The sequence below is a fragment of the Kosakonia sp. LAM2021 genome, assembly GCF_016620385.1.
Classification (GTDB): domain Bacteria; phylum Pseudomonadota; class Gammaproteobacteria; order Enterobacterales; family Enterobacteriaceae; genus Kosakonia; species Kosakonia sacchari.
The window spans coordinates 68,432-82,191 of the sequence record NZ_JAENHT010000011.1; the positions used below are offsets into that span (position 1 = coordinate 68,432).

The 13,760-nt window shown below is 53.1% G+C and carries 12 protein-coding genes; 11 read left to right on the forward strand and 1 reads right to left on the reverse strand.

The features are described 5' to 3' along the window. Positions 1 to 31 precede the first annotated feature (31 nt). The 11 genes from aroA to JKP81_RS20090 all read left to right on the forward strand — a co-directional run bounded on the left by aroA (position 32) and on the right by JKP81_RS20090 (position 12,941). Complete coding sequence (gene aroA / locus JKP81_RS20040; RefSeq protein WP_200553103.1) at positions 32 to 1,315, forward strand: 3-phosphoshikimate 1-carboxyvinyltransferase; 1,284 nt, start codon at positions 32 to 34, stop codon at positions 1,313 to 1,315. A gap of 165 nt (positions 1,316 to 1,480) precedes the next feature. Continuing rightward, positions 1,481 to 2,164: a (d)CMP kinase gene (gene cmk, locus JKP81_RS20045; protein ID WP_017456187.1), complete on the forward strand. Its 684-nt coding sequence runs from the start codon at positions 1,481 to 1,483 to the stop codon at positions 2,162 to 2,164. Positions 2,165 to 2,277: 113 nt separating this feature from the next. Next, positions 2,278 to 3,951: a 30S ribosomal protein S1 gene (gene rpsA, locus JKP81_RS20050; RefSeq protein WP_017456188.1), complete on the forward strand. Its 1,674-nt coding sequence runs from the start codon at positions 2,278 to 2,280 to the stop codon at positions 3,949 to 3,951. Positions 3,952 to 4,134: 183 nt separating this feature from the next. After that, on the forward strand, positions 4,135 to 4,419 hold the full coding sequence (gene ihfB, locus JKP81_RS20055; RefSeq protein WP_007374142.1) for an integration host factor subunit beta: 285 nt from the start codon (positions 4,135 to 4,137) through the stop codon (positions 4,417 to 4,419). A 214-nt stretch (positions 4,420 to 4,633) separates the two neighbouring features. Further along, the gene (locus JKP81_RS20060; RefSeq protein WP_200553104.1) at positions 4,634 to 6,898 is read left to right on the forward strand and encodes a ComEC family protein; all 2,265 of its coding nucleotides are present in this window, start codon (positions 4,634 to 4,636) and stop codon (positions 6,896 to 6,898) included. 36 nt (positions 6,899 to 6,934) lie between these two features. Then, positions 6,935 to 8,683, forward strand: coding sequence for a lipid A ABC transporter ATP-binding protein/permease MsbA (gene msbA / locus JKP81_RS20065; protein WP_200553105.1), 1,749 nt, complete (start codon positions 6,935 to 6,937; stop codon positions 8,681 to 8,683). Beyond that, positions 8,680 to 9,657: a tetraacyldisaccharide 4'-kinase gene (gene lpxK / locus JKP81_RS20070; RefSeq protein ID WP_200553106.1), complete on the forward strand. Its 978-nt coding sequence runs from the start codon at positions 8,680 to 8,682 to the stop codon at positions 9,655 to 9,657. The genes msbA and lpxK overlap by 4 nt, the downstream gene beginning before the upstream one ends. 45 nt (positions 9,658 to 9,702) lie before the next feature. After that, on the forward strand, positions 9,703 to 10,932 hold the full coding sequence (locus JKP81_RS20075) for a winged helix-turn-helix domain-containing protein (RefSeq protein ID WP_200553107.1): 1,230 nt from the start codon (positions 9,703 to 9,705) through the stop codon (positions 10,930 to 10,932). Positions 10,933 to 10,985: 53 nt separating this feature from the next. Beyond that, entirely contained in the window at positions 10,986 to 11,168 is a 183-nt protein-coding gene (locus JKP81_RS20080; protein WP_017456193.1) for a Trm112 family protein, read from the forward strand. Continuing rightward, positions 11,165 to 11,911 (forward strand): 3-deoxy-manno-octulosonate cytidylyltransferase, encoded by a 747-nt coding sequence (gene kdsB, locus JKP81_RS20085; protein WP_200553108.1) that lies wholly within the window; start codon positions 11,165 to 11,167, stop codon positions 11,909 to 11,911. Before JKP81_RS20080 ends, kdsB begins: the two co-directional genes overlap by 4 nt. 136 nt (positions 11,912 to 12,047) lie before the next feature. After that, positions 12,048 to 12,941 (forward strand): YcbJ family phosphotransferase, encoded by an 894-nt coding sequence (locus tag JKP81_RS20090; protein ID WP_200553109.1) that lies wholly within the window; start codon positions 12,048 to 12,050, stop codon positions 12,939 to 12,941. On the opposite strand, the gene elyC is transcribed toward JKP81_RS20090, so the two are convergent. Beyond that, positions 12,918 to 13,697, reverse strand: coding sequence for an envelope biogenesis factor ElyC (elyC, locus tag JKP81_RS20095; protein WP_200553110.1), 780 nt, complete (start codon positions 13,695 to 13,697; stop codon positions 12,918 to 12,920). The genes JKP81_RS20090 and elyC overlap by 24 nt on opposite strands. Positions 13,698 to 13,760: the final 63 nt, after the last annotated feature.

A 13,760-nucleotide genomic window follows, 5' to 3' on the forward strand; every position in this document is an offset into this window, starting at 1 on the left:
GTTTTATTCTTTTTGTTGAGAGTGAAGTTTCATGGAATCCCTGACGTTACAACCCATCGCGCGAGTAGATGGCACCATCAATCTGCCTGGTTCAAAGAGTGTCTCCAATCGCGCCTTGTTGCTGGCCGCATTCGCGCGTGGCACGACTGTTCTGACTAACCTGCTGGACAGTGATGATGTGCGCCACATGCTCAATGCCCTCAGCGCGCTGGGGGTTCATTACACGTTGTCTGCCGATCGTACCCGTTGCGAAGTGACGGGGGTTGGCGGCCCGCTGCACTCAACAGAAAAACTGGAGCTGTTTCTGGGTAACGCAGGAACGGCTATGCGTCCGTTGGCCGCTGTGCTGTGCCTTGGCGAAAACGATATTGTGCTGACTGGCGAGCCGCGCATGAAAGAGCGCCCGATTGGCCATCTGGTCGATGCGCTTCGTCAGGGCGGGGCAAAGATTGATTACCTGGAGCAGGAAAATTATCCGCCGCTGCATTTGCGCGGTGGCTTTACCGGCGGTGAAGTGAGCGTCGACGGCAGCGTTTCCAGCCAGTTCTTAACCGCATTGCTGATGACAGCCCCGCTGGCGCCCAACGACACGGTTATCACCATCAAAGGTGACCTGGTATCCAAACCGTATATTGATATCACGCTGCATCTAATGAAGACCTTCGGTGTTGAGGTTGAAAACCAGCAATACCAACGCTTTGTTGTGCGCGGTGCGCAGCAATATCAGTCACCGGGGCATTATCTGGTCGAAGGCGATGCGTCTTCTGCTTCTTATTTCCTCGCGGCCGGCGCAATCAAAGGCGGTACGGTGAAAGTAACCGGCATAGGCCGTAACAGCGTGCAGGGCGATATTCGTTTTGCTGATGTGCTGGAAAAAATGGGCGCAACCGTTGTCTGGGGCGATGATTATATTTCCTGCACGCGTGGTGAGTTGAACGCCATCGATATGGATATGAATCATATTCCCGATGCGGCAATGACTATCGCGACGGCAGCGCTGTTTGCCAAAGGCACGACCACTCTGCGTAACATCTACAATTGGCGCGTGAAAGAGACCGATCGCTTATTCGCGATGGCGACGGAGCTGCGTAAAGTCGGAGCCGAAGTGGAAGAGGGTGAAGACTATATTCGCGTGACACCGCCTGCCAGACTGCAATTTGCGGAAATCGGGACTTATAACGATCACCGTATGGCGATGTGCTTCTCGCTGGTGGCGCTGTCTGATACGCCGGTCACCATTCTTGATCCGAAATGTACAGCGAAGACTTTCCCGGACTATTTCGAGCAATTAGCCCATATTAGTACGCTGGCATAACTTCCCCTCTTGCGGGCTGGTGTAAATCAGCCCGCTTCCCGCGCAATTATTCTACACTCAGTTGCATCCTCTTCGGTTATTCGCACGCAACAGTAACGGTTGTGGGCATTGGCGCGTATAATGCGCGCGGTTATGTAACGATATGCCTTGATTAAGGAGAGAAAGATGACGGCAATTGCCCCGGTAATCACCATTGATGGGCCAAGCGGCGCGGGTAAAGGCACGCTTTGCAAGGCAATGGCGGAAGCGTTGCAATGGCATCTGTTGGACTCAGGCGCAATTTATCGTGTTCTGGCGCTCGCCGCGCTGCATCACCATGTCGATGTTTCTTCCGAAGATGTTTTGGTTCCGCTGGCAGCGCACCTGGATGTGCGTTTTGTCTCAACAAATGGCCATCTGGAGGTCATTCTGGAAGGCGAAGATGTCAGCAGCGAAATTCGTACTCAGGACGTGGCGAATGCAGCCTCGCAGATTGCAGCGTTCCCGCGAGTGCGTGAAGCGTTATTACGTCGCCAGCGCGCATTCCGTGACGCACCAGGCCTTATCGCCGACGGGCGTGATATGGGGACTGTGGTTTTTCCGGACGCGCCGGTAAAAATTTTTCTTGACGCTTCTTCTGAAGAGCGTGCGCATCGGCGCATGCTACAGTTGCAGGAGAAGGGCTTTAGTGTTAACTTTGAACGCCTTTTGGCCGAGATAAAGGAACGTGACGATCGCGATCGAAACCGTCCTGTTGCACCGCTGGTTCCCGCTGCCGATGCTTTAGTACTGGATTCAACCAGTTTAAGTATTGAGCAAGTGATTGAGAAAGCGCTACAATATGCTCGCCAAAAATTGGCTCTCGCATAAGCGACCGAATTCGTAGTACCTGCTGCAATGGAGTGTGAGCAGGCATGTGAAACAACCCCATCCGGCATGAAGCCAGGTGGACGTTAAATTGAAGAATCCTGAAGATTATCAATATGACTGAATCTTTTGCTCAACTCTTTGAAGAGTCCCTGAAAGAAATCGAAACCCGCCCGGGTTCTATCGTTCGTGGTGTTGTTGTTGCTATCGACAAAGACGTAGTTCTGGTTGACGCCGGTCTGAAATCTGAGTCCGCCATTCCGGCAGAGCAGTTCAAAAACGCCCAGGGCGAGCTGGAAATCCAGGTTGGTGACGAAGTCGACGTTGCTCTGGATGCAGTAGAAGACGGCTTCGGTGAAACCCTGCTGTCCCGTGAAAAAGCTAAACGTCACGAAGCTTGGATCACGCTGGAAAAAGCTTACGAAGACGCTGAAACTGTTACCGGTGTTATCAACGGCAAAGTCAAGGGCGGCTTCACTGTTGAGCTGAACGGTATTCGCGCGTTCCTGCCGGGTTCCCTGGTAGACGTTCGTCCGGTCCGTGACACTCTGCACCTGGAAGGCAAAGAGCTTGAATTCAAAGTAATCAAGCTGGACCAGAAACGTAACAACGTTGTTGTTTCACGTCGTGCGGTTATCGAATCCGAAAACAGCGCAGAGCGCGATCAACTGCTGGAAAACCTGCAGGAAGGCATGGAAGTTAAAGGTATCGTTAAGAACCTCACTGACTACGGTGCATTCGTTGATCTGGGTGGCGTTGACGGCCTGCTGCACATCACCGATATGGCATGGAAACGCGTTAAGCATCCGAGCGAAATCGTAAACGTTGGCGACGAAATCACTGTTAAAGTGCTGAAATTCGACCGCGAACGTACTCGTGTTTCCCTGGGCCTGAAACAGCTGGGCGAAGATCCGTGGGTAGCTATCGCTAAGCGTTACCCGGAAGGCACCAAGCTGACTGGCCGCGTGACCAACCTGACCGACTACGGCTGCTTCGTTGAAATCGAAGAAGGCGTTGAAGGCCTGGTTCACGTTTCCGAAATGGATTGGACCAACAAAAACATCCACCCGTCCAAAGTTGTTAACGTTGGCGATGTAGTGGAAGTTATGGTTCTGGATATCGACGAAGAACGTCGTCGTATCTCCCTGGGCCTGAAACAGTGCAAATCCAACCCGTGGCAGCAGTTCGCTGAAACCCACAACAAGGGCGACCGCGTTGAAGGTAAAATCAAGTCTATCACTGACTTTGGTATCTTCATCGGCCTGGACGGCGGTATCGATGGCCTGGTTCACCTGTCTGACATCTCCTGGAACGTTGCAGGCGAAGAAGCAGTTCGTGAATACAAAAAAGGCGACGAAATCGCAGCCGTTGTTCTGCAGGTTGACGCAGAGCGTGAGCGTATCTCTCTGGGCGTTAAACAGCTCGCAGAAGATCCGTTCAACAACTACGTTGCATTGAACAAGAAAGGCGCAATCGTAAACGGTAAAGTTACTGCAGTTGACGCTAAAGGCGCGACCGTAGAACTGGCTGACGGCGTTGAAGGTTACCTGCGCGCTTCTGAAGCTTCCCGTGACCGCGTTGAAGACGCAACTCTGGTTCTGAATGTTGGCGACGATGTTGAAGCTAAATTCACTGGTGTTGATCGTAAAAACCGCGTAGTTAGCCTGTCTGTTCGTGCGAAAGACGAAGCTGACGAGAAAGATGCAATCGCTTCTGTTAACAACAAACAGGAAGAAGGCAATTTCTCTAACGCTATGGCTGAAGCTTTCAAAGCAGCGAAAGGCGAGTAATATCAAGCGCTCTGAATTATTTACGCTGTACCAGGACGTAAGTCACACGGCTGCAGCGTGAACGGTGAGGAGTTACTTGACAGATCACAGGATTCGTCCTGTAATCAATGACAAAGGGCGGCTACGGCCGCCCTTGTTAAAGCTAGTAAAGCTAATTTTGCGTTGAAGGAAACCGGAGGAATCATGACCAAGTCAGAATTGATTGAAAGACTTGCAAGCCAGCAGTCGCATATTCCGGCTAAAGCTGTGGAAGATGCTGTAAAAGAGATGCTGGAGCATATGGCCTCTACTCTTGCCCAGGGCGAGCGCATTGAGATCCGCGGTTTCGGCAGTTTTTCCCTGCACTATCGTGCACCTCGCACCGGGCGTAACCCGAAAACAGGCGATAAAGTGGATCTGGAAGGAAAATACGTTCCGCACTTTAAACCGGGTAAAGAATTACGCGACCGCGCCAATATTTATGAGTAATTTTTAGCTACACGCTGAAATTAACTTTGACGAAAAAGCACCTGTAGGTGCTTTTTTTGTTTCTCGGATCTCTTCATTTCTGAAGCTGCTTCGCACAATTTTGCAGATGTCATGCAAATGCGTTGAACGCAACCAGCCTGCACCGCAAAACGGTTATTACAAATAGAAAACACTGGCAACAGCGGCATACTCTCCACGCCACAAGGAGGTATGCATGACGTTACCGGCATTAGCGATATGCCTGATAATTGGCATTTTGCCATTACAGTGGATGCCATCACTACCATCCACAGAATGTGTGTGGTTTCTCATTGCTATCGGATGTCTATGCGCGTGTTTTCGGCCTCGCCTGTTTTGTTATTGCGCAGTCACATTACTTGCATTCGCATGGGGAGTGCTGGCAGCAATGCAGGCTGTCTGGCCTGCCGGGCACATAGCTGGTGCGACTCACCGGGCTGAGGTGGTAATTACCGATACGGATCATATGACCCGGCATTGGGGAAAAATCACTCGTCTGGATGGTAAGCGCTTGTCTCCATCAGTAGGAATAAGCCTCTATGGCCAGTATTTGCCTGAGCCAGTTTGTACCGGCCAGCGATGGACGATGACGATTAGAGCACGTGCCATTCACGGGCAATTGAATGATGGTGGTTTCGATACGCAACGTTATGCAATGGCTTCCCACCTGCCGCTGAGTGGCCGTTTTATTGATGCCCGCCTGACCGAACCCCAGTGCACATGGCGCGCGCGCTACCTGCAATCATTAACCGAAACACTGACTAGATATCCCTGGCAGCAGGTGATTCTGGCGTTAGGGATGGGCGAACGCGCAACGTTGGATGCCAGTGTTAAAGAGATCATGCGGCAGACCGGTACGGCGCATTTGATGGCGATATCAGGGTTACATATTGCTCTGGCGGCAATGTTGGGATGGCTGATTGTTCGTGGTGTGCAAAGTTTCTTTCCCGGCGGCTGGGTTAGCTGGCGTTTACCCTTGCTTATTGGCGTAGGGTTTGCAGTAAGTTACGCCTGGCTGACCGGGCTACAACCGCCTGCATTGCGTACCGCTATTTCTCTTAGCGTGTGGGCCGCGTTACGGCTATCCGGGCGATTGTGGTCACCCTGGCAGGTATGGCTTTGTTGCATTGCCGCTATCTTATTCACCGATCCCCTTGCCGTGCTATCAACCAGTCTGTGGCTGTCTGCTTTCGCAGTAGCCGCGCTGCTGTTTTGGTATCAATGGCTACCGGCTTCGACAAAACAACATACCTGGCTGGTCCAGAGCAGTATTAATTTGCTTCATCTACAAGTGGGGATGACTTTACTACTGCTTCCTGTGCAGTTGTCAATTTTCCACGGCATAAGTCTGAGCTCGTTAGCGGCAAATTTGTTGGCCATTCCGTTGGTAACGTTTGTTACTGTACCGCTCATTTTACTGGGAATGTTGCTGCACTTGATCGGCCCTGCGGCGGGGGAGTTGGCTTGCTGGTACCTTGCAGATAAGACACTGGAATTCCTGTTTGCTTTTCTGCATTGGCTACCTGCCGGTTGGCTTAATGTGGATATGCGCTGGCAGTGGCTGGCCTGGTTGCCGTGGCTGGCGCTGATTGTCTGGCGTTTGCATTTATGGCGGAGCGTCCCGGCGCTGTGTCTGGCATGCCTGACATTGCTTACTCTGCCGTTCTGGCGCACTGAACGGCAGGGAGAGTGGGCAGTGCATATGCTGGACGTGGGGCAGGGCCTGGCAATGGTGATTGAACGTAATGGTAAAGCGATTCTCTATGATACAGGCGTTGCGTGGCCCGGTGGCGATAGTGGGCGGCAGTTGATTATTCCATGGCTGCGTTGGCATGCTTTACAGCCTGAAGGCATTATTCTGAGTCATGAACATTTGGATCATCGTGGTGGACTGGACTCACTGTTGAATGCCTGGCCGCAATTATGGATTCGTAGCCCGCTGGGTTGGGCTGCTCACCAACCATGCTTTCGCGGTCAGCAGTGGCAATGGCAGGGGCTAACATTTACCGTTCATTGGCCGCTAAGCGATGTCGAGGCCAAAGGTAACAACCATTCATGTGTAGTCAGAGTCGATGACGGCCAACACAGCTTCCTGCTCACGGGAGATATTGAAGCATCGGGGGAGATGGCGATGCTGAGTCACTATTGGACGCATTTGCAGTCTACACTAGTGCAATTGCCTCATCATGGAAGCAATAGTTCTTCGTCGTTGCCCTTTGTGCAGCGAATTGGCGGCGAAGCAGCGCTGGCCTCTGCGTCACGTTACAACGCCTGGCGGTTCCCGTCGATAAAGGTGAGCAACCGCTACCGTGAACAGGGATATCGCTGGTACGACACGCCGCATCAAGGGCAGTTAACAGTATCGTTTTCGCCACAGGGCTGGGAAATCCATAGCTTACGAGATCAACTTTTACCGCGTTGGTATCATCAGTGGTTTGGCGTACCCAGTGATAACGGGTAGAATATGCGGCTATTTCAACAAGTGCTGGTTTTTTGAATGCATAACGACAAAGATCTCTCCACGTGGCAGACATTCCGCCGATTATGGCCAACTATTGCGCCTTTCAAAGCGGGTCTTATCGTGTCGGGGATAGCGTTAATCCTCAACGCAGCCAGCGATACATTTATGCTATCGCTGCTCAAACCGTTACTGGATGATGGTTTTGGTAAAACCGACCGCTCTGTGCTGCTGTGGATGCCGCTAGTGGTTATTGGGCTGATGATCCTGCGTGGAATCACCAGCTACATCTCCAGTTACTGCATTTCCTGGGTTTCCGGAAAAGTGGTGATGACCATGCGTCGTCGCCTGTTCAGCCATATGATGGGCATGCCGGTCTCATTTTTTGATAAGCAATCTACAGGCACTTTACTTTCGCGTATTACCTATGACTCTGAACAGGTCGCTTCCTCCTCCTCCAGCGCATTGATCACTGTTGTGCGTGAGGGAGCATCGATTATCGGCTTGTTTATCATGATGTTTTGGTATAGCTGGCAACTCTCTCTGATTCTCATTGTGCTGGCGCCGATCGTTTCGATAGCGATTCGCGTGGTTTCCAAACGCTTTCGCAACATCAGTAAAAATATGCAAAACACGATGGGGCAGGTGACCACCAGTGCGGAGCAGATGCTGAAAGGGCACAAAGAGGTGCTGATGTTTGGCGGCCAGGAAGTAGAAACCAGCCGTTTTGATAAAGTCAGCAATAAGATGCGCTTACAGGGCATGAAAATGGTCTCGGCATCGTCTATTTCCGATCCTATTATTCAGCTTATTGCGTCACTGGCGCTGGCGTTTGTGCTGTATGCCGCCAGTTTTCCAAGCGTGATGTCCACTTTGAGTGCGGGTACTATCACCGTTGTCTTTTCATCAATGATCGCGCTTATGCGCCCATTGAAATCCCTGACCAACGTCAATGCTCAGTTCCAGCGTGGTATGGCGGCCTGCCAGACCTTGTTTGCGATTCTGGATAGTGAGCAAGAAAAAGACGAAGGCACGCGGGTGATTGAACGTGCGCGCGGTGATATTGAGTTTCGCAACGTGACCTTCACCTATCCGGGGCGTGAAACGCCAGCATTGCGCAATATCAACCTGACGATTCCGGCGGGGAAAACCGTCGCACTGGTAGGGCGTTCCGGTTCGGGTAAATCGACGCTGGCAAGCCTGATCACGCGTTTTTACGATGTCGACGAAGGGCAAATCCTGATGGATGGCCACGACTTACGTGAATATAAGCTCACGTCGTTGCGTGATCAGGTTGCGCTGGTATCGCAAAACGTACATCTGTTTAATGATACGGTTGCCAATAACATCGCTTACGCACGTACCGAAGCGTACAGCCGCGAAGAGATTGAGCAAGCAGCGAAAATGGCCTATGCCTATGACTTTATCAATAAGATGGATGAGGGGCTGGATACGATGATTGGGGAAAATGGCGTGCTGCTTTCAGGCGGTCAACGCCAGCGCATTGCGATTGCCCGCGCGCTGCTGCGCGACAGCCCGATCCTCATTCTTGATGAAGCGACCTCGGCGCTTGATACCGAATCTGAACGTGCCATTCAGGCCGCGCTGAACGAGCTGCAAAAGAACCGTACCTCAATGGTTATCGCTCACCGTTTGTCGACCATCGAACAGGCTGACGAAATTGTGGTAGTGGAAGATGGCCGTATCGTTGAACGTGGCACCCACGCGGATCTGCTGGAACAACGTGGTGTCTACGCTCAGCTTCACAAAATGCAGTTTGGCGAATGATTGCACGCATCTGGTCCGGTGAATCCCGCTTGTGGCTACTGTTGCTACCACTCTCCTGGCTTTACGGCCTGGTGAGCGGTGCCATTCGTTTTGCCTATCGCATTGGTTTAAAAAAATCCTGGCGTGCGCCTGTTCCTGTTGTTGTCGTCGGCAATCTGACGGCAGGCGGCAACGGTAAAACGCCCGTTGTCATCTGGTTGGTGGAGCAACTGCAGCAGCGTGGCATCCATGTTGGTGTGGTGTCGCGTGGCTACGGTGGTAGAGCGGATCGTTATCCGCTTGTGCTGACACCTGAAACCACTACGGCTCAAGCAGGGGATGAACCGGTTCTGATATATCAACGTACTGGCGCACCGGTTGCGGTTTCTCCCGTCAGAAGTGATGCTGTCAGTGCGATTCTTGCGCTACATGCGGTACAACTGATCATTACGGATGATGGTTTGCAGCACTATAAGCTGGCGCGTGATAAGGAAATTGTCGTTGTTGACGGCGTCAGGCGTTTTGGCAATGGCTGGTGGTTGCCCGCAGGGCCGATGCGTGAGCGGGCGTCGCGTTTAAAAAGTGTGGATGCCATCATTACCAACGGCGGTGTAGCCAGAGCGGGAGAGATCCCGATGCGTTTGAGGCCTGGGTTGGCGGTCAATCTGCTTACCGGCGAACGCCGTGACGTTCACACACTGACCAATATCGTTGCGATGGCAGGAATCGGCCATCCTCCACGTTTTTTTGCTACTCTCACCGAGTGCGGAGCGACGCTGCAAAAAACGGTGGCGCTTGCCGATCATCAGGCGTTAACGCTGCATGATGTAAAGCCGCTGGTGAAACCGGGGCAAACATTGGTGATGACCGAAAAAGATGCAGTTAAGTGTCGGTCGTTTGCTGAGGATAACTGGTGGTATTTGCCTGTAGACGCGCAGCTTGAGGGCGAGCAGGCGCAAGAATTACTGCAGGAATTGTTCACCCTGGCGCGCTGACGGTGGTCGCATCGGCCGCGCCCTGTTACTTAAACAGGAACTCCCATGTCCGTGCCGCAACTTTCTCTGACTGCTGCTCGTCATCTGCATCTCGCAGCCCAGGGGCTATTACGTAAACCTTCCCGTCGGGCAAAACCGGGCGATATTCTCTCCACTATTCAGCGCATGTCGCTGCTGCAAATTGACACTATCAATATTGTTGCCCGCAGCCCGTATCTGGTACTTTTTAGCCGCCTTGGGCACTACCCGCAGCACTGGCTTGATGACGCGCTGCGCAACGGTGACCTGATGGAGTACTGGGCGCATGAAGCCTGTTTTCTGCCGCGTGAAGACTTTGCGCTGGTGCGCCATCGCATGCTGGCGCCAGATCAAATGGGCTGGAAGTATCGCGAAGCGTGGATGCAGGAACATGCGGCGGAAATTGAGCAGCTCATTGTACATATTGAGCAAAATGGCCCGGTACGTTCGGCTGATTTTGAACATCCACGTAAAGGAGCCAGCGGCTGGTGGGCATGGAAGCCGCATAAGCGGCATCTGGAAGGACTATTTACGGCCGGAAAAGTGATGGTGGTGGAACGTCGCAATTTCCAGCGTGTTTATGATTTAACACCGCGGGTTGTGCCGCACTGGGATGATGCTCGCGACCTGCTGCCGCAGGATGCGGCGGAGTATCAGATGCTGGAAAACAGCGCCCGCAGTTTAGGGCTGTTTCGCGCTCAGTGGCTGGCGGATTACTATCGCTTGCGGAAAGTGGCATTACCGTTAGTGCTGGAGAAGATGCAGGACGCGGGAACCATTTATCCCGTCAATGTTGAAAACATTGGCCCGGCATGGCTGCATGCCTCTTTATTGCCGCAGCTTGAACAGGCGCAGGCAGGCAAACTTGTCGCTACTCACAGCGCGGTGCTTTCACCGTTTGATCCGGTGGTATGGGATCGTAAACGAGCCGAGCAACTGTTCGATTTTAGCTACCGTCTGGAGTGCTATACCCCGGCCCCTAAACGGCAATTTGGCTATTTTGTGTTGCCATTATTGCATCGTGGGCGACTGGTGGGGCGTATGGATGCAAAAATGCACCGTAAAGTGGGCATGCTGGAGATTATTGCGCTGTATCTGGAAGATGGCGTTAAACCCGGGCATTCGCTGGAAAAGGGGCTGTTAGGTGCTATTACCGAGTTTGCCCGTTGGCAGGGAGCTCTGCGGGTTACGTTCTCGCGATTGCCCGAGGGGTTATTTGCTGCATGCCGCGCCGGGCTGGAAATAGACGCGGCGTAATAAATGAATATGATAAGCTTAAACCGTTAATTATCGGTGTATCAGGAGGAAAGATGGATCACCGTTTACTTGAAATTATTGCCTGCCCGGTGTGTAACGGAAAGCTGAATTACACCCAGGATAAACAAGAATTAATCTGCAAAATCGACAGCCTCGCCTATCCCGTTCGGGAAGGTATTCCAGTATTACTGGAAACCGAAGCGCGTTCATTAACTGCGGAAGAGAGCCGGCCATGAGTTTCGTTGTGATCATTCCCGCGCGTTATGCTTCAACACGCTTGCCTGGCAAACCTTTAGTCGATATTAACGGTAAGCCCATGGTGGTGCATGTGCTGGAGCGCGCCCGTGAATCCGGCGCTGAGCGTATTATCGTGGCGACGGACAACGAAGAGGTGATGCATGCGGTGCAGGCGGTTGACGGTGAAGTCTGTATGACCCGTGCCGATCATCAGTCCGGCACTGAACGCCTTGCTGAAGTCGTGGAAAAATGCGGTTTCAGCGACGATACCGTGATCGTCAATGTGCAGGGTGATGAACCAATGATCCCGCCAGCGATTATTCGCCAGGTGGCAGAAAACCTTGCCGCGCGTGATGTTGGGATGGCAACGCTGGCGGTACCCATTCACAGTGCGGAAGAGACATTCAACCCGAACGCGGTGAAAGTGGTGATGGACGCCGAAGGTTACGCGCTCTACTTCTCCCGCGCTACGATCCCCTGGGATCGCGATCGTTTCGCACAATCTCGCGAGACGATAGGCGATACTTTCCTGCGTCATATCGGCATTTATGGCTATCGCGCCGGTTTTATCCGCCGTTATGTCAGCTGGCAAACCAGCCCGCTTGAGCAGATAGAGATGCTGGAGCAACTGCGCGTGCTCTGGTACGGCGAAAAAATCCACGTCGCCGTCGCCAGTGTGGTGCCGGGCACCGGCGTGGATACCCCTGAAGATCTGGCGCGCGTCCGTCAGGAACTGCGTTAATCCTTCCATCCCCTCCACCCGGAGGGGATTTGCCGCTTGTCAGCGGAATTCTCATGCTGTTTTGATCTCATCAGGATGACATCTGTGCTATCGGCGCTCATTATAAAAGCAGTCATCTTTGTGAGGGCAATCTGCTATGGAACAACTGCGCGCTGAATTGAGTCATCTATTGGGTGAAAAACTGAGCCGCATGGAGTGCGTCAGCGAAAAGCCGGATTCCGCACTCTGGTCGCTGTATGACAGCCAGGGAAATCCGATGCCGCTGTTGGCACGAAGCTTCTCAACGCCTGGCATTGCGCGACAGTTAGCCTGGAAGATATCAATGCTGGCGCGAGGCGGCGCTGTTCGCATGCCGGTTGTTTACGGCGTCATGACGCATGAAGAGCACCCCGGGCCGGATGTGCTGCTTATAGAACGCTTACGCGGCGTACCGGTTGAAGCGCCTGCGCGTACGCCTGAGCGCTGGGAGCAACTCAAAGACCAAATCGTTGAGGCGTTGCTTTTCTGGCACCGCCAGGATAGCCACGGTTGTGTTGGCACTGTTGACAGTACCCAGGAAAATATCTGGCCTTCCTGGTATCGCCAGCGCGTGGAAGTGTTGTGGACCACGCTCAACCAGTATCACAACACCGGGTTGACGATGCAGGATAAGCGCGTGCTGTTTCGTACTCGCGAGTGCCTGCCCGCACTGTTTGATGGTTTTAACGATAACTGCGTGCTGGTACATGGCAGTTTTAACTTGCGCAGTATGTTGAAAGACGCCCGTAGCGACCAGTTACTGGCAATGGTTGGGCCTGGCATAATGCTCTGGGCGCCGCGCGAATATGAACTGTTCCGGCTGGTGGAGGGGGCGCAGGCAGAAGGGTTGCTCTGGCATTATCTCCAGCGCGCGCCGGTGGCAGAATCCTTCCTGTGGCGGCGCTGGCTCTACCTGTTATGGGATGAAGTGGCGCAGTTGGTGAATACCGGACGATTTAACCGCGCTAACTTCGATCTTGCCTCGAAATCACTGCTCCCCTGGCTGGTCTGAGCTGCCTTTCAACCACTGCCAGAGTCGCCCTAACGTTTCATAACCCACCCGGTCGCTGTGCATCAGCCACACCGGGGAGGGGATAATGCGTTCCCACGGATTAAGCGGAGAGGCAATTGCCAGCTGGTTTGCCGGCGCTGGCAATGGATGCAGGCCAGCATGCTGGAAAAAAATCATTGCGCGCGGCAGATGAGACGCAGATGTCACCAACAGGAAAGGCGCATCGCCAATCGCCTGTTTCACCGCAAGCGCTTCCCGCTCGGTGTCTTTCGGTTGATCCAGCGTTATGATGGCGCTGCGTGGCACGCCGAGGCTTTCAGCGACGCGTGCGCCAGCTTCCGCCGTGCTGACCGGGTTGGTTTGCGCCGCTGCACCGGTAAAGATCATTTTCGAACCGGGGTTGGCCTGCCACAGACGAATGCCCTCCGTCAGACGCGGCAGGCTGTTATTAATCAGGTTTGAACTCGGTGCCCACGCATCGTTCCAGGTGTAACCACCACCGAGTATCACGATGTATTTTACCGGCTGCGTACCGCGCCAGGTGGGATAGGTGTCTTCAATCGGTTTTAAAAAGCGATCGGCAACGGGCTGCATGCTCAACAGCAATAAAACCAGCCACCCGATGCTGATAAATACTTTGCCGGTTTTCTGCCAGCGGCTAAACCAGATCAGCGCAATGCCCAGCCCGATCAGCAAAAGCAAAAAAGGCAGAGGCAGCATCAGGCCGCCGATGTATTTTTTGAGAGTAAAAAGCACCGTATCCGTCTCCTTTTTGACCATATAGCAGGCCTTTTGCGCCGATCTTACACCAGATGGGTT